We start from the raw sequence: 20923 nt of genomic DNA, 5'->3' as shown, positions 1-20923 counted from the left end.
GGACCGGCGTTTCAGCCCTTGTCAGCGCGGAGACTCAGCCGGGATAGAGGACCGAGCTGGTCGCGCCTTCCAGCGGCAACCAGCGCATGTTGGAGGAGTAACGCATGGTCTCTGAGTCGGCCAGCCGCACGACCGGCGCCACCCCGGGCGCGCCCGCCAGCACCGAGATGCCGGTGGCGCCCGCCGGCCCCATGGTGTTCGACTGGGCGCCCTCCTGGTCGGAGTGGACGACGCTCGTACCGCCATTGATCGAGGTGACGAGCAGCACCTCGCTGTCGGAGGCCCACGCCACGTCGGTGACGGACGGGTTGTCACCCGACAGTTGCCGCACCCCCAACTCGGTCCAGCCCGCGACGCGGATCCGCCCGTCGTGGCGCTCGATGCGGGCGATGCCGGCGGCGCAGCGCCCGTCGGTGCGTCGCACGACCAGTGCGAGCCGGGTGCCGTCCGGGGCCACCCGGACGTTGGTGACCGCCCCGTCCGGGAGGCCGCCGACGGTGAGGCTGGTCCAGGCGCCGTTCGCATACACCCGCAGGCCGCCGTCGACGGGCGCGAACACCTCACCCTGCCGGGAGAAGTGCGGCCGCCCGATGGACTTGGCGGTCAGGATCGGCTGCAGCGACGGCTCGGTGACCCCCGCGAGCGCCAGCGTGCGCCCGTTCTGCACGACCGCCGCCTGCACGGCGTCGCCACGGACGGCCGCCGCGGTGAGGCCGGTCGCGCCGGGGGCGGCCCCGAGGACGTTGGTGTTCTGCTCGATGTCGAGCACCCGCACGAGCCGCCCGTTACGGATCGCGAACAGCTGGCGCGACGTCTGGGCGGCCACCGGCGAGGCGTCCAGCCCGAACGACATCGGGACCGTGCCGCCCGGATTTCCCGGGAACGTCCAGGGCGTGCCGTCGGCCGACAGCACCCGCAACTTGGTCACGTAGGGGAACTGCCGGAACGTCCAGACCATGCGGGTCACCACCCGCTGCTCCTCCGCGTCCGGCAACGGGGACGCCGTCGGCTTCACCTTCACGGTGACGACGCCCGCGGCGTCCACCTCGGTGGAGTCGAGGTCGAGGGTGGGGCCGGCCTGCACCGACGGCGCCAGCCAGGCGGCGGGACCGCCCAGGACGGCCGCGGCGGCGCGATCGCGGGCGTGCGGTCCCCGCGGGAAGTAGTGCGGTTCCGGCACGAGCCACTGCCCGCTCGGGTCGTAGTGGTACGCGTTGATCCGCAGGAACGACGTGGAGAAGATCGACTGCGACACCAGCAGGCCGGTCGGCGGGTTGGCGATCCGCCACTCCCCCGAGGCGTCCCGGACGACGCCGAAGTCGTGGGTGATCGTGCCGGTGGCCTGCCGGAAGATCCCCTCGGAGTTCACGGCGCCGAGACGTTGCGTGGACAGGACGTAGCGGCCGCCGGTCAGGGTCGGGGCGGCCTTCTGCTCATACACCTGGACGCCCGCGCGCGGGTCCCAACGCGCTGCCGCCTCGGGCGTGAGGTATTCCCGGGCGACCTCGTAGCCGGTCTCGTAGGAGGCCATCGCGGCGACGAAACCGTCCACGACATCCTCGGCGCTCTCGCCGCGGGTCGGCGGATGCGGGTTGACGCGGACGCCGGGGTTGACCGGGTTCGGTTCCGCCGGCACGGGGACCACGGGCCCGGACGTGGGCACCGCGGTGCAGCCGGCGGACAGCGCCGTCAGGCAGGCCAGCACGGCAGCGACGCGTCGCCTCATCGGCCCTCCTCCCCCTCGGGCACGAGCGGCAGCGGGGACCGGACCAGCGGCCGGCCGGGGTGCCGGGGCAGCGTCAGCCGGAACTGGGCGCCCCGCCCGGGCCGACCCCAGACGTCGAGCCAGCCGTGGTGCAGCTCGGCGTTCTCCAGCGCGATGGCCAGCCCGAGGCCGGTGCCGCCGACCGTGCGCACCCGCGAGGGATCGGCCCGCCAGAACCGGTCGAACACCTTCTCGGCCTGCTCGGGGGTCAGGCCGATGCCGTGGTCGCGCACCGCGACGGCCACCGCCTGATCGTCGGCGACCACCGTGGCCTCGACGGGGCGCCCCTCGCCGTGTTCGATCGCGTTGGACAGCAGGTTGCTGACGATGCGGCGGATGCGGCGGGCGTCGAACTGTGCCACGCAGGGTCCGTCCACGTGCACGACGAGTTCGCTCCCGTAGCTGTCGGCGAGCGGCTGCTGCGCCTCGACCTCCTCGGCCACGACGTCGGCCAGATCGTTCTCCTCGATCGCCAACAGCGCGGCTCCGGCGTCGAAGCGGGAGATCTCGAGCAGGTCGGTCAGCAGCGTCTCGAAGCGGTCGACCTCGCGGTTGAGCAGCTCGGCCGACCGGGCGGTGACCAGCGGGAGGTCGTCGCGCTCGGCGTAGATGACGTCGGCCGCCATCCGCACGGTCGTCAGCGGAGTGCGGAGCTCGTGGGAAACGTCGGAGACGAACTGCTGCTGCACCCGGGACAGGTCCTCGAGCTCGCCGATGCGTCGGCTCAGCTCGGCGGCGAGGTGGTTCATCGAGCGGGCCAGCCCGGCGGTGTCGGCGGGGCCCTCCTCGTTCATCCGTGCCTCCAGGTTTCCGGAGGCCATCCGCTCGGCCGCGCGCCGGGCCGCGCGCACGGGCCGCAGGATCTGGGTGCTGATGAGGTACATGATCATCGCCATCAACGGCAGGAAGATGACGCCGCTGACCAGCGCGGCCCGGCGCACGAGCTCGGCCGTCTCGACCTCCTGGTTCATCGTGAACAGGAAGTAGACCGGGTAGTGCCCGAAGGCCTGGGATCCCAGCGTGCCGGCCACGACGACGCCGGGCTCGGGGTCGCGGCCGTCGGTGTAGCGGATCTCGGTGGGGGTGGTGAATATCTCCCCCGGGCTCGCCGCCCGCACCCGCTGCCGGATCTCGGCGGGCACCGAGTCGACGTCCACGCCGGCCGACGCGGCGTCCGCGGAGCCGATCTCGGTGACGACCGAGTAGACGTCCGCCACGTTGCCGCGGTCGGCCGCTTCCCGGGTGATGGTCATGAGCAGGGCGTCGACGTTCGTCCCGCGCAGGTCGCTGCTGCGCAGCTGGTTCTGCATCCACTCGATGGTCGAGGACGCCTCGGCTACCGACTCCTGGGTCTTCGCCTCCACCACGCCGCGTTCGGACTGGTACAGCAGGACGGCGCCGGTGACGGCCAGCACGAGGAGGCTCGCCACGATGACGCTGACCACCGTGCGGAAGGGCAGCGAGTTCGCCCAGAGCCGTTTCGGCGCACCCAGAACGCGGCGCAGAGCGGTCATGCGGCCGACGGAGTCCCCGCCCGGTAGCCGATGCCGCGCACCGTCACGATGATCTCAGGGTGCTCAGGGTCCTTCTCGATCTTCGAGCGCAGCCGCTGCACGTGCACGTTGACGAGCCGGGTGTCGCCGGGGTGCCGGTAGCCCCAGACCTCCTGCAGCAACAGCTCGCGGGTGAACGCCTGGCGCGGCTTGCGGGCCAGCGCCAGCAACAGCTCGAACTCGAGCGGGGTCAGCGCGATCGCGGTCTCCCCGCGGTGCACCGTGTGGGCCTCGACGTCGATGACGAGGTCGCCGATGCGCAGCACCGTCTGCTCGTCGCCCTCGGTGCCCGAACGGCGCAGCCGGGTCTTGACCCGGGCCAGCAGCTCCTGGGTCTTGAACGGCTTCGCCACGTAGTCGTCGGCGCCCGCCTCGAGCCCCGCGACGACGTCCTGGGTGTCGGACTTCGCGGTCAGCATGACGATCGGCACGTCGGACTCGGCGCGCAGCTCGCGGCACACGTCGACGCCGTCGAGCCCGGGAAGCATCAGGTCGAGGAGCACCAGATCGGGGCGGAAGCGCCGGAACGCCTCCAACGCCTCGTCGCCGCGGCCCACCCAGTCTGTTTCGAGGCCGGACGCCTGCAGCACGATCTGCAGCATCTCGGCGAGGGCAGAATCATCGTCGACCACGAGCACGCGGCTACCGGTGAGAGCCTTGGCGGAATCGGGCACCGTTCACTTCCTTCTAGTTCAGTTCGGGGGTGGCGGTCCACCCTGCCAGTAAGGATAGTGCTCCACCCTGCCTGCGGAGCACGCGCCGCCACAGTGTCGACGGGTCGGGGTCGAAGACATCGGAGTAGCGGGTGCTGACAGCGTGCCACAAGCCCCGATCCAGCTCCGCATCGAGCTGACCGGGTCCCCAGCCGGCATACCCCGCGAAGACGCGCAGGTCACGGTAGGCGCCCGCGGCGATCTCCAGCGGGGTGTCCAGGTGCAGCAGGCCGATGCCGCCGTACAGCGGACGCCACCCCGGCGGCTCCTCGCCGTCGTTGAGCGGGGCGGCCAGGCAGATGGCGCCCTCGGGCGAGACGGGTCCGCCGTCGAAGAGGACGGCCGGGAAGCTGGCCAGCGCGGCCCAGCCCGGGAGCGCGGTCTCCAGATCGAAGCCGCTCAGCCGGTCCAGCCGGACGCCCAGGGCGCCGGAGGCGTCCGCGTCGAGGACGAACACGACGGCCTGATCGAACACACCGTCGCTCAGGGCCGGGCTCGAGACGAGCAGCAGCCCCGGCTCGATCGGCGATGTCGTCATCCGCGTCCCCTTTCCGCCCCTCATCCTGCCAGGCGGACAACCCCCGAGCGGGTCGGGGCCGCAACGACGAAGCGCCCGGACCCTCAGGGGCCGGGCGCTTGGCGCTCACACGGGGTGGAGGTGGCGGGAATCGAACCCGCGTCCTCAAGAGGCGAACCAGGTCTTCTCCGGGCGCAGCTGGCGGTGGCGTTCTACTCGGCTCCCACCCTCTACACCAGCAAGTGGTGGACGAGCCCAGCCCTAGAAAAGTCCCGATCAGCCGCTAAGGCGTCAGCTGATCAGCAAGCCTTCTGAATGAGGCCAGGAACCGGGCGGAAGGCTACGCCCGGGCTGACCCTTCGATCGCTGTATCAGGCAGCGAGAGCGAAGTCTGCGCGATTGGATTCGGCAGTTATTAGTTTCCAGGAGTCGTTAACGAGATGTCCCTGGATCCTCGGCCCGCTTCCCCTGGGACTACCGTCCCAAGTCGAAACCAGTCACCCCCTGTTGAGTTGTGCCGAGCCCTGCAGCCCGGCGTCGGACCAGCATACTCCACGCTCGGCCCGCGTTGAACCGGGCGACTCAGCGCTGCGGATCGAGCACCTGCCAGTTGATGACGCGGGTGACCGGATTGCGCCAGTCGGAGCCGCCCGCCGCGCGCACCCCGCCGAACACGGTCAACAGGAACCAGCCGAGCCACCCGATCACCATCACGACGCCGACCGACTCGGTCAAGAGACTCGCGACGACGCCCGTCACGACCGCCAGCACCGACGCGACGACCTGGAAGTTGAACGCCTTGGCGGCCTCGCGGCGCGCGTAGCTGCCCGGGGCGGCGACCTGATAGGCGAGCCACGGCCCGATGATCCAGGTGAACAGGGCCGAGAAGTGCGCCAGGGACGCAAGCCCGGTTCCGCGCGTCACGGCGGGACGCGGGATCGGCGGGATCATGGCCTGGACGGGGACGACGCCCGAGCACGCGCGCATCAGGTCGGTCCGCTGCTCCGAGCCCAGCACCAGCGTCATGCGCTCGTCCAGCTCGACCTCGTCGATGCGCCCCTGCGCGTAGGCGTCCTTGAGCAGGCCCTCGGCGCGCTGGCGCTCCTGGGTGGTCACGGTGGTGGCGGGAGACGGAAACAGGGAACTCATACCTCCAGTGTGCCGACCAAGCCCGCCTGGCGGATCCGGTTTCCCCCGGACGACCCCCGGACCCTAGGCTTCGGGCCATGGACAAGCCTGACGTTGAGATCCCCACCGGCCCCGCCCCCACCGAGCTCGTCATCGACGACCTCGAGGTCGGGACCGGCCCCGAAGCCGTCCGCGGCAAGCGCATCGCCGTGCACTACGTGGGCGTGGCCCACAGCAGCGGCGAGGAGTTCGATGCGAGCTACGACCGCGGCGAGCCCCTCGTGTTCAACCTGGGTGCGGGCCAGGTCATCAAGGGGTGGGACGACGGCCTCGTCGGCATGAAGGTCGGCGGACGCCGCCGCATCACCATCCCGCCGCACCTGGGCTACGGCGCTCGGGGCGCCGGCGGCGTCATCAAGCCCAACGAGACGCTGATCTTCGTCTGCGATCTCGTCGGGGTCGCCTGACCTACCAGCTGCCCGAGCCGCCGCCCCCGAAGCCGCCGCCGGAGAAGCCGCCGCCCCCGAAGCCGGAGCCGCCGCCGAACCCGGAGCCGGAGCCGAAGTTGAAGTTCCCTCCGCCGGCGCCGGTGTCGGGGGCCGGCAGCGCGGTGGTGTTCATGCCGGAGTTCCACAGGCTGAGGTTCCACAGCATGAAGGTGGGATCCCAGCCGGTGGCCCCGTACCAATCGCCGCGAGGCTCGTTGAGGATGCCAAGCTGAACGGCGCGCTCGCACACCTTCACCCAGCGCTCGGTCAGCCCGAACAGGATCGCCCAGGGTAGGTAGCGGCTGAAGATGTCCCCCTCGCTCTCCTCGAACCGCAGCTGGTCGGCCTCGGCGGTCGCGATGTAGCGCCGGAAACCTTCGATCTGGTCGGTGAGCGCGCGGCCCGTCGCCGAACGTTGACCCTTGCGCATCTTGCTGCCCACCACCATCGCGGTCAGCAGAACCATGCCGACGACCGGAAGGGCGAACCACAGCAGCGCTCCCGCTCCCCCGCCGAAGAAGACGATCGCGACCAGCACCATGATGAGCAAGCCCGCACCGCCCCCGACCTGGGCGCGCCCGGGCAGGTTGCGGAACCATCCGTTGCGCGCCGCGGCGAGTTCGGCATCGCGGTTCAGCTCACGGCGCGCCTTGTCCATCTCGCCGGGGACGTTGAGGGCGATCGGCCGCTGGTCGTAACCGAAGAGCCGCTCGTACAGGAGCCGGCTCGGCTCGTCGGGGATGCGGCTCGGGTCGCGCGGCTCCACGATGGGGCTCTCCCCGTCGGTGCGCAGCCGGACGGCCCCCGCCACGGCGAGACCGACCAGGGTGGCGGTCAGGTGCTCGATCTTGTGCTCGCGGTCGAACAGGTAACCCGAGTACGTCAGCGGCAGCCGTGGCGGGCTGAACGCGACGGGCACCTCCACCTTGCCGGTGTCGGCCACGGTGGTCGCGGCCTGGCCGCGACCCGGGAACGTGCCGGGCGGCAGCCCCGCGAAGCGCTCGTCGCGTCCGCGGCGGCGGTAGTAGAGGAAGCCGAGGATGGGCGCCAGCAGGGAGACGCCGGCGCCGGCCCCCAGCGCGGTGTTCCGCGCGCGCTCCTCGGCCAGGCCGTAGCGCTCCACGAGGATCGGTGTCGCCTGGCTCACCTGGCCGGGCTTGATGCCGGCCACGATCGTGAACAGCTCCCCGTCGGCGAGGTTGGTGGCCTTGAAGGTCGCCTTTCCGTCGGCGCCGACCGTGTCGGAGGCGCAGCTCTGGTTCGATCGGACGGCGCCGACGAAGCAGTCGGTCTGGGTCACGCCGCCCGGCACCGTGAGGGTGACCGTCGAGGAGCGGACGGCCGGGTGATCGGAGCCGAAGGCGTCCACGTACAGCTGCGGGGTGTTATTCGGGCTGCGCAGCCAGCCGCGCACCTGATACTTCAACACGTAGGTGGCCGTCGGGGCGCTGATGCGCCGGTTCGCGTCGCCGACGCGCAGCCGCAGGCCCTGGTCGCGGCCGTTGTCGTCCGTGCTGATGGACGTCGCCGTCGAGACGCCCGAGTCGGGCGAGGTGACCTTGATGCTGTTGCGCGGGATCTCGAACACGACGTCCTGGTCGTCGTCGTACGGCTCGCGCGTGGGCAGCGTGCGCTCCAGCCCGTGGCGGCCCGACTGGGAGCCGAAGCGCAGGGTGATGGTCTCGGTGACCTCGGTCCAGCCCTGCGCGTTGACCACGTAGTCGATGTCGTAGCGGTCGTACTGATCGTCCGACGCCGCCATCGCCGGGCGGGCGAAGCCGATCACTGCCCCCAGGGCGAGCAGGACAGCCACGACGAGGCGGGCCGCCACGGTTGGGATGCGGGGGGAGTTAGACCGCGCCGTCACCGCCGCCGGTGCGGTGGGCGCGGCGTGCGCTGACGACAGGGCGTCGGGGCGCCCGGACGTGCTCGTGGCGAGGTTCATCGACGTCCCCTGTTCCGGGCGGCGAGGGCGCGCTGCGCCTCGCGGTTCGCGTCGCGCTCGGCGATGGCCTGGCGCTTGTCCCAGTCCTTCTTGCCGGTGGCGACGGCGATCTCGACCTTGGCGTAGCCGTCGGAGAAGTACAGCGACAGCGGGACCACCGTGCGCCCCGAGTTGTCGGTCTCGCGCTCCAGCTTGTCGATCTGCTTGCGGTGGAGCAGCAGCTTGCGGTTGCGCTTGGGCGCGTGGTTCGTCCAGGTGCCGAAGCGGTACTCGGGGATGTTCACGTTGCGGAGCCAGGCCTCGCCGTCGTCCACGGTGACGAAGCCCTCGACGAGGGACGCCCGTCCCTCACGCAGCGACTTGACCTCGGTGCCCGTGAGCACGAGGCCCGCCTCGAAGCGATCGCCGATGTGGTAGTCGTGCCGGGCCTTCTTGTTCTGAGCGACCAGGACGCGGCCGGATGGTCGTGGCATGGGCGATCCCTCCCCTAGCGCAAACGGTGCCGCCACCCTACCAGGGGCCCCTAGCGCGGCCCGGCCCGCCGGAGGCGTCCGATCCGGGCGCCGCTACGGGGATCCGTGCCGCCCCGGGCCCAGCCGACGCTCGGCCCTTAGGGTGCCGCCGGTCCGGGGCACGGCGGGCAACCGGGCGCCGGCGCGGCCCGCCCTGGGAGGTCAGGGCAGGTAGGCCAGCGGGTTGGTCGGGACGCCGTTGTGGCGTACCTCGAAGTGCAGGTGGCACCCGGTCGACAGCCCGGTCGTGCCGACGTACCCGATGATCTGGCCCTGCTGCACGGTCTGCCCGGTCCTGACGACGATCCGGGACTGGTGGGCATACCCGGTGGTCAAGTAGCCGCCCGGCTGCTCGCCGTGGCCCAGCAGGACGAAGTTGCCGAAGCCGCCGCGCGGGCCGGCCCACAGCACCTTGCCGCTCATCGCCGCGTGCAGGGGCATGCCGCAGGCCGCGCCGAAATCGGTGCCGTTGTGCATGCGCCAGTACTTCAGGATCGGGTGGAAACGCAGGCCGTAGGACGAGCCGGGCGTGGCGTTGACGGGCGACACGAACCCCCGTGCGGACACGCGCCCCCGGACCGAGGCGGTCCGCACGACCGAGGTGGCACGGGACGAGGCGGACTGGCGGGAGACGGCCGCCGCGCGGCTGGCCGTCCGGCTCGCGTTGGCCGCGGCGACGCGGAGCCGCTGGGCCTTCGCCACGGCCGCCCGGGCCTTGGCGGCCCGCTGGGCGCGTTCCTTGGCCGAGCGGGCACGGTTCTCGGCGATGCGGGCGGCCTCCGCCTCGCGGGCGGCTCGCGCCGCGGCGGCCTTGGCGGCGGCCTGCCGGGCGGCCTCGCGCTTGGCGGCGGCCTCGGCGCGGGCCTTCTCGGCGGCGCGGCGCTTGGCCTCCGCGATGGCGCGCTGGCGGGCGGCCTCCCGCTCGGCGGCGATCTGGGCCTGGATCTGCCGGGTCAGGTCGGCGCTCTCCTTGCTGAGCTCGCGGTAACGGGCCTCGTCGGCAGTGAGCTCACCCTGGGCGGCGGCGCGGTTGCGCTCGTTCGTGGCCACCAACCGCGCGACGGTGGCGGCCTGCGCGGACGCCTCGTGCTCCAGGCCGGCGACGACGCCCACCTGGGCGGCCGCGGCGTCCTTGTCGGAGGCGGCCTTCTTCTCGGCGGCGTCCTGGCGCGCCTGAGCCGCCTCGAGGCGCGTCAGCGCCTCCCCGAGGCGGAGCCGGTCCTGGGTCTGGGCGTCGAAGACGGTGGTGTTCCACTGCATCCGCTGCTCCAACTGGGCGGGCGACTCGGCGCCGAAGACCACCGTGACCCCGGTCAGGTCGCTGTGCGACTGAAAGGCCTCCCGAGCCGCCTGCCCGAGGAGGCGTCGCTGGGCGGCCACGTCTGCGGCACCCTGCGCCGTGGCCTTCTTGGCCGCGGCGAGGTCGGCGCGCGCCTGGGCGAGCTCCGCGGCCAGTTGCTTGTCGTAGGCGCGGGCCTGCTGCAACTCCCCCCGGACGCCGGCGAGCTTCGACTGGGCGTCGTCCAGGGCAGCCTGGGACTTCAGCAGGGTGTCGGTGGCGGAGGTGACGTTCGCCTGGGACTGGCGGACGTCCGCGGCGGCGCCGCTCTGCTGTTCGGCGAGCGCGGCGGCGCGACGCTGCTTGTCGGCGACGCTGTCGGCGATCGCCGGCGGGACGGCGACGCCGGCCGTCAGCGCGGCCGCGGCAGCGACCAGGCCGACGCGCAGGCTGGCACGGCGGAGGTTGACCAGGGCGGGGGAAACCTCGAACACGATCGAACTCTCATTCCTTGAGTCAGGGACGCGATCGCGGCACCGGAAGCTGGTCAGACCTTGAGGTACCTACGTGTCGCTATCAACGCAGGAACAGTAGAGAGGACGATCGCCACCAGAACAACCCCTGCCATAGCGACACTCGCATGTTGCCACTCAACCCAGTGCACAGTCTGAATCGAGACTTTAGCGTTGTCGATGATCACGAACTGCTCCAGAGCGGCGAGCGTCCCGCACGCCAGCGCCGCCCCGATGAGGGCCGCGATAAGGGATTCGAGCACGAACGGGGCGGTGATGTACCAGTTGCCGGCGCCCACCAGGCGCATGATCCCGAGCTCGCGCCGACGCGAGTAGGCGGCCATCCGGATGGTGTTGATGATCTGCAGCGCCGCGGCCAGCAGCAGCAATGCCGAGGCTCCCACCGCGAGCCCTTGGGCCAGGTTGAGCCAGCCGAACAAGGGCTCCAGATATTGCCGCAGGTCTTGGACCGCCTGGACGCCGGGCATCCCCTCGACCGCGGCGCGGACGCCCTGGTACTCCTGCGGGTCCTTCAGTTTGATGCGGTAGAGGTCCTGCATGTCCTTCGGCGACATCGCGCTCAAGATCGAGGAGTCCTTGTAGACCTCTTTGAACTCCTCGAAGACCTGATCCTTGCTCTGGTAGTAGACCGTCTGCACCTCGGGGTTCGACTCCAGCGCCTGCCGGATGGCGTCCTTCTGCGCCTGGGTGGCGTCCTGGCCTGCGTCGCAGTTGGGGCCCTGGGACGCGGACGTGCACAGGAAGACCGTCAACTCGATGCGGTCGTACCAGCGGCCCTTGATGAGGTCCACCTGCTGGGCGGCCATGACGCCGACACCGAACAGGGACAGCGAGACCCACATCGTGACGATGACGGCGATCGTCATCGACAGGTTGCGGCGCAGACCGGTGAACGTCTCCGAGAGGGTGTGGCGCATGGGGATCCTTTCCGATTCGACGGTGCTGGCTAGGAGCCGTACACGCCCTTGCTCTGATCGCGGACCACGACACCGTCCACGAGCTCGATGACGCGGCGGCGCATCTGGTCGACGACGGTCGCGTCGTGGGTGGCCATGATCACCGTGGTGCCGGTGCGGTTGATGCGGTCGAGCAGCTTCATGATGCCGACGCTGGTCGCGGGGTCGAGGTTGCCGGTGGGCTCGTCGGCCAGCAGCATCGGCGGGCGGTTCACGAAGGCCCGGGCCAGCGCCACGCGCTGCTGCTCGCCGCCCGCGAGCTCGTCGGGCATCCGGTCGCCGAGGCCGGCGAGGCCGACGAGCTCGAGCGTCTCGGGGACGGTCTTCTTGATCACGGAGCTCGGCTTGCCGATCACCTGCAGCGCGAACGCGACGTTCTGGTAGACGGTCTTACCCGGCAGCAGCCGGAAGTCCTGGAAGACGACGCCGACCTTGCGACGCAGGCCCGGGACGCGCCAGGACGGGAGACGTCCCACATCGTCGCCGGCGACGTAGACATGGCCGGACGTGGGCCGGTATTCGCGAAGGATGAGGCGCAGGAACGTGGACTTGCCCGAGCCGGACGCGCCGACGAGGAAGACGAACTCGCCCTTGGCCACGTCCACGCTCACGTCGGTGAGCGCGGCGTGGGTCTGACCGTGGTAGGTCTTCGAGACGGCGTCGAATGTGATCACAGCGGTTCCCGGAGGGTCGAGGGCGGACACGCACCCCCAGCACGCGGGGGTGACCGTCGCCGAGTCTACGGCTTGCCGCGCAGCGCCCCCGGGGCGACGCGCCTGGGCGGGCACGCTGATCACGACGCGTGTCTCGAAACCGGCTGGACCACGCCCCTCGACCACGACCCACGTTGGGTCGCGACGGGTCAACCAGCGGAAGGTTCTACCGGCAGGTCAACCGCCGGAAGGTTCCACTGGCGGGGCAGCCGCCGGAGAGTTCTACCCAGTGCGTCGTCCGCCACGCGGGTTCGTGAGACGACGCGCACTAAACCGCCGCCGGCGTCCGCGAGGGGCTCAGGCGTCCACCGCCTGCTGGCGGCGCCAGCGGATACCGGCGTCCAGGAAGCCGTCGATCTCACCGTCGAAGACCGCGTCGGGGTTGCCCACCTCGTAGTCGGTGCGCAGGTCCTTGACCATCTGGTAGGGGTGCAGGACGTAGCTGCGCATCTGCGAGCCCCAGCTGTTGCCGCCCTCCCCCTTCAGCGCGTTCATCTCCGCCTCGCGGTCTTGGCGGGCCTTCTCGAGCAGGCGGGACTGCAGCACGCGCAGCGCGGCCGCCTTGTTCTGCAACTGGCTCTTCTCGTTCTGACAGGACACCACCAACCCGGTCGGCAGGTGCGTGATGCGGACAGCGGAGTCGGTCGTGTTCACGGACTGGCCGCCGGGGCCCGAGGAGCGGAAGACGTCTACGCGGATGTCACCCTCGGGGATGTCGATGTGGTCCGCCTCCTCCGTGACGGGCAGAACCTCGACCCCGGCGAAGGACGTCTGGCGGCGGCCCTGGTTGTCGAAGGGGCTGATGCGGACGAGGCGATGGGTGCCCTGCTCGACCGACAGCATGCCGTAGGCGTACTGCTCGCGGATCGTGAAGGTCGCCGACTTGAGCCCCGCCTCCTCGGCGTAGCTGGTGTCGTACACCTCGGACGGGTAGCCGTGCCGCTCGCTCCAGCGCAGGTACATGCGCAACAGCATCTGCGCGAAGTCGGCGGCGTCGACGCCACCGGCCTCGGCGCGAATGGTGATCAGCGCGTCGCGCTCGTCGTACTCGCCGGAGAGGAGGGTGCGGACCTCGAGGGTCTCGATGTCGCCGGTCAGCTTGCGGAGTTCGCGGTCGCACTCGGCGAGAGCATCGGGGTCGTCCTCCTCCTGCGCCATCTCGACCATGAGACCGAGATCATCCAGGCGAGTGCGCAGCGTCGAGACCCGCTCGAGCTGGGCCTGGACCCGCGAGAGGCGCGACGTGACCCGCTGCGCGTTCTCCTGGTCGTTCCACAGGTCGGGCGCGGCGGCCTGCTTCTCCAGGTCCTCGATCTCCGCCCGCAGCTTGTCGGGGTCGATGACGGCCTCGATGGACGTCAGCGACCGATCGAGCTCGGGGATCTTCTCAAGAATGTCTGCAGCAGCCACGAAGGAGGAGTCTAGCCGCGACCCGCACCGGACGCGCGCCGCCGCGTCCGGTGCGACCGTCCCAAACCTCTAGAACGCACGAACGCCCCCCGCGTCCGGGCAGCCGTCCGGCTCAGCCCTTGACCAGACCGCCGTCGACGATCAGGTTCTGACCCGTCACGCCGCGGGCCCACGGCGAGGCGAAGAACAAGACGGCGTCGGCGAGCTGTTCGGGGGTGGTGACGCGGCGCAGCGGCGTGCCCGCGGCGATCGCGTCGAAGACCTCGTCCGGGGTCGCGGCGGAGGCGTCCGTCGTGCGGAGCAGACCGCCCGAAACCATGTTCACCGTGATGCCCTGCGGGCCGAGATCGTCGGCGAAGGTCCTGGTGAGCGACAGCAATGCAGCCTTGGCGGCGGTGTAGTCGTGGTAGGGGACGACGGGATACTGGAACAGATTGGTGCCGATGTTGATCACGCGGCCGAAGCCGACGGCCGCCATGCCCGGTCGGGCCGCCTGGATGACGTTGAGCGGACCCTGAACCGAACCCGCGAACTGGGCGGCGAAGGCGTCGTAGTCGATGCCGCCGGCCTTGGCGCGGGCGTCGCCGTTGAACGAGAAGTCGGCCAGGGCGTTGTTGACCACGGTGGTGAGGGACGAGCCGAAATGCTCCCCGGCGCGGCCCACCAGGTCGTCGACCTGGGCGCGGTCGCGGACGTCCGCCCGGACCGCCCACGCCCGGTCGGGGTATTCACTCACAAGGTCCTGGGCGGCGGCCCGCGACGTCCGGTAGTTGACGACCACGCGGGCGCCCTGGGCGAGGAAGGCCCGGGAGATCGCGGCGCCGAGGCCGCGGGCGCCCCCGGTGACGAGGACGAGCTGCTGGTCGAGTGGGAGGGGGTTGGTCATGTCATGCCTCACTGCCGGGGGCGAAAGCACATCCGACCGCGGCGGGCCCACCTCGGCCCGGCAGTCCGCGGGAAGGGCCGTCGAGCGGCCGATCGGGACATTCCCTTCGCCAGTGCTAACTGGATCAGGTTCGACGGGTGTCATCTCAGCCGACCCGTACTCCGTCCTGGAGAACAGACCCGGCACCCCGTGTCACTGGCGTCATCTCACCACGCGCTCCGGGGACAGCACAAGCGCAAACGGCGGTCGACCCTTCGACGAGGAGGACGGACGATCGCCGGGGAACATTCCGGCCGGCTGCCGTTGAATCACCACTCGACTCATCACACCCCGTGGGCGCAGAGGGACTCGAACCCCCGGCCACCTCCTTGTAAGGGAGGCGCTCTACCAACTGAGCTATACGCCCGAGCCTGGTCATCCTAGCGAGTCGCCCGGCCGCGTCCGCCGAGTCGACGGCGAACCTCCGGGAGCGACGGGCGGCGGACGGACGGTCAGCGGCGTCCGTGCTTGGGCCGGACGATCTTCTGCGCCTGCCATTCCCTGGACACGCTCGCCGGGTTGGCCAGCGCGAGTCCCGCGGTGAGCGTGGCCTCTTGGATGTCGGCGGGATCGACGTAACCCGTGCGGCCGACCTTCGGCGTCAGCAGCCAGATCGAGCCGGTGTCCGAGAGGTCGCGCAGCGCGTCGACCAGGCCGTCGACGAGATCGCCGTCCTCCTCGCGCCACCACAACAGCACGATGTCGACGGCCTCGATGGGCTCCTCCACCATGTCCGCGTCGATCGCGTCCATGATCTGCTGCCGAAGGTCGTCATCGACATCCGAATCCCAGCCAAGTTCCTGCACGATGTTCCCCTGCGCAAGCCCTAGTGCGACGGCTCCCCGGGGCTGGGTGCCCCCGGGCCCGGTCGTGGTACCCACTCGATTCCTCCAGCTCATCGTTACGTCTGATACTGACGACTACCTTGCCAGATATCGGCGCACCCGTGCATGACCTGGCAGTCGCGACGGCCCGATAGACGGCCTCGCCAGGGCCTCAACGGGCGGACGGGACCCCACCCGAAGGTCAGGTCCCGCCGTCAGGAGCGAGCGGTCAGCTCTCGCCGCCGGCGTTGCCGGAGGTGCCGGCGGTCACGTCGAGCAGGCGGTAGCGCTCGGCGGCCTCCTTCGGCATCGACGGGTCGAGCTCGCCGTTGGCGGCCAACATCTGCATCGCCCGGACCGCGATGGACGGCCCGTCGATGTGGAAGTAGCGGCGGGCCGCCGCGCGGGTGTCGGAGAAGCCGAAGCCGTCCGCGCCCAGCGACATGAACTGGCCCGGCACCCAGTTGAGGATCTGGTCCTGCACCTGGCGCATGTAGTCCGACACCGCGATGACCGGGCCGGGACGACCCTCGAGGCGCCGCGTCACGTAGGGCACCTCGCGCTCTTCCTCCGGGTGGAGGAAGTTGTGCTCGTCGCAGCGCAGGCCGTCGCGGCGCAGCTCCGTCCAGGACGTGACGCTCCAGACGTCCGCGACGATGCCGTAGTCGTTCTTCAGCAGCTCCTGAGCCTCCAACGCCCACGGCACCGCGACGCCCGAGGCGAGGATCTGGGCGCGGCGGGCGTCGTCGTTCACGCCCTCCATCGAACCCTCCTTGAGCAGGTACATGCCCTTGAGGATGCCCTCGGCGTCGACGTTCTCCGGCTCGGCGGGCTGCACGATCGGCTCGTTGTACACCGTCAGGTAGTAGATGATGTCTTCGGGGTTCTCGCCGTACATGCGGCGCAGACCGTCCTGCATGATGTGCGCGATCTCGTAGCCGTACGCGGGGTCGTACTGGACGACCGCCGGGTTAGTCGCCGCGAGCATCGGGCTCTGGCCGTCCATGTGCTGGGTGCCCTCGCCGGTCAGCGTGGTGCGGCCGGCGGTGGCGCCGATGAGGAAGCCACGGCTCATCTGGTCGGCGGCCGCCCACATCAGGTCACCGGTGCGCTGGAAACCGAACATCGAGTAGAAGACGTAGACCGGCACCATGGGCAGGCCGTGCGTCGCGTAGGACGACCCGGCCGCGGTGAAGGCCGCCATCGAGCCCGCCTCGTTGATGCCCAGGTGCAGGATCTGACCGTTCTTCGCCTCGCGGTAGGACAGCATCAGCTCGTGGTCGACCGGCGTGTAGTTCTGGCCGTGCGGGCTGTAGATCTTGATCGTCGGGAAGAACGAGTCCATGCCGAAGGTGCGCGCCTCGTCCGGGATGATCGGGACGACGTGCGGCGCGAACTCCTTGTCGCGCATGAGGTCCTTCAGCAGGCGCACCCACGCCATAGTGGTGGCGATCTCCTGCTTGCCGGAGCCCTTCTTCACCGAGTCGTAGGCCTTGTCCTCGGGCAGCTTGATCGACTTGGTCCAGCTCGTGCGGCGTTCGGGGATGTACCCGCCCAGTTCGCGGCGGCGCTCCTTGGCGTAGCGGATGCGCTCGTCGTTTTCGTCGGGACGGATGAACGGCGGCGCGTACGGATCCTCCTCGAGCTGCGCGTCCGTGATCGGCATGTCGAGCCGGTCGCGGAACTGCTTGAGATCGTCGAGCGCGAACTTCTTCATCTGGTGCGTCGCGTTGCGGCCGGCGAAGTGCTGGCCGAGGAAGTAGCCCTTGATGGTGTGCGCCAGGATGACCGTGGGCGCGCCAGTGAACTTCGTCGCGGCGTCGTAGGCGGCGTACACCTTGCGGTAGTCGTGGCCGCCCCGGGTCAGGCGCCAGATGCGGTCGTCGTCCCAGTCCTCCACCATCTTCGCGGTGCGCGGGTCGCGCGCGAAGAAGTGGTCGCGGACGTACTTGCCGTCGTTGGCCTTGAAAGTCTGGTAGTCGCCGTCGGACGTGGCGTTCATCACGTTGACCAGCGCACCGTCCTTGTCGGCGGCCAGCAGCGGATCCCAACCGTGGCCCCAGACGACCTTGATGACGTTCCAGCCGGCACCGCGGAAGAACGACTCCAGCTCCTGCATGATCTTGCCGTTGCCGCGGACCGGGCCGTCGAGGCGTTGCAGGTTGCAGTTGACGACGAAGGTGAGGTTGTCGAGTTCCTCGTAGGCAGCCATCTGCAGGGCGCCACGGCTCTCGACCTCGTCCATCTCGCCGTCGCCGAGGAACGCCCAGACGTGCTGCTGGGAGGTGTCTTTCAGGCCGCGGTTGTGCAGGTACTTGTTGAACTGCGCCTGATAGATCGCGTTGATCGGCCCGATGCCCATCGAGACGGTCGGGAACTCCCAGAAGTCGGGCATCTGCCGCGGGTGCGGGTAGGACGGCAGCCCGCGAACCTTGCCGTCGACGATATGGCTGTGCTCCTGGCGGAACCCGAGCAGGTCTTCCTCCTCCAGACGCCCCATCAGGAAGGCGCGGGCGTACATGCCGGGGCTGGCGTGGCCCTGGAAGAAGATCTGGTCGCCGCCGCCCGGATGGTCCTTGCCGCGGAAGAAGTGGTTGTAGCCCACCTCGTACAGCGTTGCCGACGACGCGTAGGTGGAGATGTGACCGCCGACGCCCACGCCCGGGCGCTGCGCACGGTGCACGGTGATGGCGGCGTTCCAGCGGACGAGGCGGCGGAACCTGCGCTCCAGGTCGGTGTCGCCGGGGTACCAGGGCTCCTGCTCCGGCGGGATGGTGTTGACGTAGTCGGTGGCGGTCAACGACGGAACGCCGAGGTGGCGTTCACGCGAGCGCTCCAACAGCTTCAGCATGACGTAGCGGGCGCGGTTGCGGCCCGCGGAGTCGATCATGCCGTCGAGAGACTCCAACCACTCGGCGGTCTCCTCGGAGTCGATGTCCGGGAGGTTGGTGGGCAGACCGTTGAGGATCGGTCCCTGCTGGTCGCTTCGAGCCACGAGAGGAGTCCTTTCTCCATCCATACTTGTGCTTCGCCATCTTCGCGCATCCGACTGACATTTCCAACGTGAGTACCGTCGGGACGTCGCCCGAGCGCGCGGGGATGCGTTCGACCGGGACGGCGTGCCAGGAGGTCCAGACCGCCTCGCGGAAGTCGCCCGGGATCACGTCGGGGAGCGCGGATGGACGGGACGGTCCGCTCCGCCTCAGGAGCGCGCCCGGGTCCACTCCAGCAGCCGCTCGACGGGCCAGGTGTTCACGATGCGTTCGGGGTCGATGCCGGCGTCCGCGGCGCGGCGCGCGCCGTACTCGCGGAACTCCAACTGGCCGGGGGCGTGGGCGTCCGTGCCGACGGAGAAGACACATCCCATGCCGGCAGCCAGCGCGAGCAGGTCGTCGGGCGGGTCGCGCCGCTCCGGACGCGAGTTGATCTCGACCGCGACCCCGAAGTGCCGGCAGGCCTCGAAGACCACCTCGGCGTCGAAGACCGAGGGCGGACGCGTCCCTCGGTCGCCCTGGACGAGGCGCCCGGTGCAGTGCCCCAGCACGTTCACGCGCGGGTTGGCGATCGCCCCCACCATGCGGCGCGTCATCGCGGCGGAGTCCATCGTCAGTTTGGAATGGACGCTGGCGACGACGACATCCAGCCGGTCGAGCATCGCCGGGGTCTGGTCGAGAGAGCCGTCGTCCAGGATGTCGACCTCGATCCCGGCCACGATGCGAAACGGCGCCAGCACCTCGTTGAGGTCGGCGATCAGGTCGAGCTGGCGAGCGAGCCGGTCCGCGTCCAGGCCGTGCGCGACCTTCAGCCGCGGTGAGTGATCGGTGATCGCGCAGTACTCGTAGCCGAGCGCTCGGGCCGACAGCACCATCTCCTCCACCGAGCTGGAGCCGTCCGACCATTCCGAGTGCACGTGCAGATCGCCGCGCAGCGCGCCCAGCACGGGGTCGTCGCCGGCGACGAGCGGCTCCCGGGACGCCCGCAGCTCGGCCAGCCGGTCCGGCAGCCGTCCCGCGGACGCCTGCCTGATCACCGCAGCGGTGGACGACCCGACCCCCGGCAGGGACGCCCAGTCGCCGCTCGCACTCAGTGCGGCCCGGCGCTCGGGCTCGAGGTCGGCGCAGACGTCCGCGGCCTTCCGGTACGCCTGCGCGCGGCGGGTCTGCCCGCCGGAGCGCTCGAGCAGGTAGGCGATCTCGCGCAGCGCGACGACGGGGTCCATCAACGCCTCCCCGGCCGGACGACTGTTCGCACGCCGACACCCTAGCGACGGGCCCGGGCCGCATCGCGCCATGACCACGCCCGCGGTGCCCCTGGACCGACGATCCGGCCCCCCGGCGCGGCCGACTGGCGGGTCTCCGACCCAGTAGGCTCAGCGCGCGAAGGAGGCGCGATGGCGAGCAAGAACCGTCCGGCGTGGCTGCCCGGGACGCGGACCCGCGCGGCCATGACGAGGCGGCTCGCCGCGGCCTCGGCCGAGATCACCACCGCCGCGCTGACCAAGATGGCGGAGCGCTACCCGTGGTTCCGCGAACTCGATGCCGACCACCGCGCCTCGATCACGCTGGTCGTCCGGTCGGGTATCGACGGCTTCTCGCAATGGTTCTCCGCGGGGGCCGACGAGTCCACCACGACCAACATCTTCGAGAGCGCGCCGCGCTCGCTGCGCACGCTCAGCCTGCAGCAGACGGTCGCGATGATCCGGGCGACGATCGACACCGTCGGCGAGCAGATCGGCCTGATGATGCCCCGCGGCGACCGCGCCGTCCTCGAGACCGCGATGCTGCACTACGCCCGCGAGGTCGCGTTCGACGCGGCCGACGTCTACGCGCGCGCCGCCGAGGAACGCGGCGTCTGGGACGCCCGCCTGGAGAGCCTCGTCATGGACGCCGTGATCCGCGGTGAGGCCGACGAATCGGTGGTCTCCCGCGCCTCCACGCTCGGCTGGCGCGCGCGGTCGTCCCTGGCCGTCGTCATCGGCGACCTGCCCGAGGTGCCCCAAGGACGCGACACCCTGCGGCATCTGGCCGCCCGGGCCAAGCTCGACGTGCTGTCCGCCCCGCAGGGCGACCGGCTGGTCGCGCTGCTCGGCGGCTCCTTCGCCGACGAGGACGAGGCGGTGGCTGCGGCGTCCGCGCTCGTCAGCGCATTCGGGCCGGGACCCATCGTCGTCGGCCCCGTCGTCACCGAGTTCGGCCATGCGGTCACCAGCGCCCGGGCGGCGCTGTCCGGACGCCGCGCGGCGTCCGCCTGGCCCGGGGCGCCCCGCCCGGTGGCGGCGGGGGCACTGCTGCCCGAGCGGGCGCTCTCCGGCGACGGCCAGGCGCGCCGCACGCTGGCCGGGAGCGTCTACCTGGCGCTGCGCGAGCACGGTGGCGACCTGCTGGAGACCCTCGAGACGTACCTCGAACTGGGCACCATCGAGGCGTCCGCCCGCGCCCTGTTCATCCACGCCAACACCGTGCGCTACCGGCTGGCCAAGGTGCACGAGGTCACCGGCTACGACCCGCAAGACTCCCGCGACGCCTACGCGCTCCGGTTGGGGCTGACGCTGGGCCGGCTGCTCTCCTGACGCGGCACGACGACGCTTCGGCGTCCTTCGGCCGGTCGGCGCGGACGCGCGTGCCGAGCGGTCTGATCACCACGCCCGTCCCTGGAGAAGCCG

Annotated in this window: 17 protein-coding genes, 1 tRNA gene, 1 other RNA gene and 1 riboswitch; of the genes, 2 read left to right on the top strand and 17 right to left on the bottom strand. The window is 70.7% G+C overall.

Annotation, left to right across the window (positions count from 1 at the left end; translation table 11 throughout):
• Nucleotides 1-34: 34 nt before the first annotated feature.
• From BN1187_RS06605 to BN1187_RS06580, 6 genes are all read right to left on the bottom strand, one after another.
• The gene (locus BN1187_RS06605) at nucleotides 35-1726 is read right to left on the bottom strand and encodes an LpqB family beta-propeller domain-containing protein (RefSeq protein ID WP_040160314.1); all 1692 of its coding nucleotides are present in this window, start codon (nucleotides 1724-1726) and stop codon (nucleotides 35-37) included.
• On the bottom strand, nucleotides 1723-3279 hold the full coding sequence (mtrB, locus tag BN1187_RS06600) for an MtrAB system histidine kinase MtrB (RefSeq protein ID WP_235750623.1): 1557 nt from the start codon (nucleotides 3277-3279) through the stop codon (nucleotides 1723-1725). Before mtrB ends, BN1187_RS06605 begins: the two co-directional genes overlap by 4 nt.
• On the bottom strand, nucleotides 3276-3992 hold the full coding sequence (mtrA, locus tag BN1187_RS06595) for an MtrAB system response regulator MtrA (protein ID WP_040160312.1): 717 nt from the start codon (nucleotides 3990-3992) through the stop codon (nucleotides 3276-3278). Before mtrA ends, mtrB begins: the two co-directional genes overlap by 4 nt.
• A gap of 13 nt (nucleotides 3993-4005) precedes the next feature.
• On the bottom strand, nucleotides 4006-4569 hold the full coding sequence (locus BN1187_RS06590; protein ID WP_082034576.1) for a YqgE/AlgH family protein: 564 nt from the start codon (nucleotides 4567-4569) through the stop codon (nucleotides 4006-4008).
• A 112-nt stretch (nucleotides 4570-4681) separates the two neighbouring features.
• Nucleotides 4682-5053: a transfer-messenger RNA gene (ssrA, locus tag BN1187_RS06585) on the bottom strand.
• A 77-nt stretch (nucleotides 5054-5130) separates the two neighbouring features.
• Nucleotides 5131-5697, bottom strand: a complete 567-nt coding sequence (locus tag BN1187_RS06580; protein WP_040160307.1) for a DUF1707 and DUF4870 domain-containing protein — start codon at nucleotides 5695-5697, stop codon at nucleotides 5131-5133.
• 77 nt (nucleotides 5698-5774) lie between these two features.
• Between BN1187_RS06580 and BN1187_RS06575 the strand changes: the two genes are divergently transcribed.
• Nucleotides 5775-6143, top strand: a complete 369-nt coding sequence (locus tag BN1187_RS06575; protein ID WP_040160305.1) for an FKBP-type peptidyl-prolyl cis-trans isomerase — start codon at nucleotides 5775-5777, stop codon at nucleotides 6141-6143.
• Nucleotide 6144: 1 nt separating this feature from the next.
• Here the strand turns inward: BN1187_RS06575 and BN1187_RS06570 are convergent, their stop codons facing one another.
• The 11 genes from BN1187_RS06570 to BN1187_RS06520 form a co-directional block, all read right to left on the bottom strand.
• Nucleotides 6145-8109: a DUF2207 domain-containing protein gene (locus tag BN1187_RS06570; protein WP_052462440.1), complete on the bottom strand. Its 1965-nt coding sequence runs from the start codon at nucleotides 8107-8109 to the stop codon at nucleotides 6145-6147.
• Nucleotides 8106-8582, bottom strand: a complete 477-nt coding sequence (gene smpB, locus BN1187_RS06565; RefSeq protein WP_040160303.1) for an SsrA-binding protein SmpB — start codon at nucleotides 8580-8582, stop codon at nucleotides 8106-8108. The genes BN1187_RS06570 and smpB overlap by 4 nt, the downstream gene beginning before the upstream one ends.
• 201 nt (nucleotides 8583-8783) lie before the next feature.
• Nucleotides 8784-10394, bottom strand: coding sequence for a M23 family metallopeptidase (locus BN1187_RS06560; protein WP_040160301.1), 1611 nt, complete (start codon nucleotides 10392-10394; stop codon nucleotides 8784-8786).
• A 53-nt stretch (nucleotides 10395-10447) separates the two neighbouring features.
• Nucleotides 10448-11350, bottom strand: a complete 903-nt coding sequence (ftsX, locus tag BN1187_RS06555) for a permease-like cell division protein FtsX (RefSeq protein WP_218184601.1) — start codon at nucleotides 11348-11350, stop codon at nucleotides 10448-10450.
• 29 nt (nucleotides 11351-11379) lie between these two features.
• Nucleotides 11380-12063 carry a cell division ATP-binding protein FtsE gene (ftsE, locus tag BN1187_RS06550; RefSeq protein ID WP_040160299.1) on the bottom strand — a complete coding sequence of 228 codons (684 nt, stop codon included), beginning with the start codon at nucleotides 12061-12063 and terminating at the stop codon, nucleotides 11380-11382.
• A gap of 336 nt (nucleotides 12064-12399) precedes the next feature.
• Nucleotides 12400-13512: a peptide chain release factor 2 gene (gene prfB, locus BN1187_RS06545; protein WP_040160297.1), complete on the bottom strand. Its 1113-nt coding sequence runs from the start codon at nucleotides 13510-13512 to the stop codon at nucleotides 12400-12402.
• 112 nt (nucleotides 13513-13624) lie between these two features.
• The gene (locus BN1187_RS06540) at nucleotides 13625-14398 is read right to left on the bottom strand and encodes a 3-oxoacyl-ACP reductase (protein ID WP_040160294.1); all 774 of its coding nucleotides are present in this window, start codon (nucleotides 14396-14398) and stop codon (nucleotides 13625-13627) included.
• Between the two features lie 83 nt (nucleotides 14399-14481).
• Nucleotides 14482-14598: riboswitch (TPP riboswitch) on the bottom strand.
• Nucleotides 14599-14731: 133 nt separating this feature from the next.
• Nucleotides 14732-14804 (bottom strand) — tRNA-Val (locus tag BN1187_RS06535).
• Between the two features lie 85 nt (nucleotides 14805-14889).
• Nucleotides 14890-15318 carry a DUF3052 domain-containing protein gene (locus tag BN1187_RS06530; RefSeq protein WP_052462439.1) on the bottom strand — a complete coding sequence of 143 codons (429 nt, stop codon included), beginning with the start codon at nucleotides 15316-15318 and terminating at the stop codon, nucleotides 14890-14892.
• A gap of 172 nt (nucleotides 15319-15490) precedes the next feature.
• Nucleotides 15491-18280 carry a pyruvate dehydrogenase (acetyl-transferring), homodimeric type gene (gene aceE, locus BN1187_RS06525; protein ID WP_040160292.1) on the bottom strand — a complete coding sequence of 930 codons (2790 nt, stop codon included), beginning with the start codon at nucleotides 18278-18280 and terminating at the stop codon, nucleotides 15491-15493.
• Between the two features lie 183 nt (nucleotides 18281-18463).
• Nucleotides 18464-19480: a PHP domain-containing protein gene (locus tag BN1187_RS06520; protein WP_040160290.1), complete on the bottom strand. Its 1017-nt coding sequence runs from the start codon at nucleotides 19478-19480 to the stop codon at nucleotides 18464-18466.
• A 225-nt stretch (nucleotides 19481-19705) separates the two neighbouring features.
• On the opposite strand from BN1187_RS06520, the gene BN1187_RS06515 reads away from it, so the two are divergent.
• Nucleotides 19706-20830, top strand: coding sequence for a PucR family transcriptional regulator (locus BN1187_RS06515; RefSeq protein WP_452436281.1), 1125 nt, complete (start codon nucleotides 19706-19708; stop codon nucleotides 20828-20830).
• The last annotated feature ends 93 nt before the right edge of the window (nucleotides 20831-20923 follow it).

The organism is Nigerium massiliense (genome assembly GCF_000826085.1).
Taxonomy (GTDB): domain Bacteria; phylum Actinomycetota; class Actinomycetes; order Propionibacteriales; family Propionibacteriaceae; genus Propioniciclava; species Propioniciclava massiliense.
Note: the sequence above shows the minus strand (reverse complement) of the source record. Positions and strands in the feature narration are given on the sequence as shown.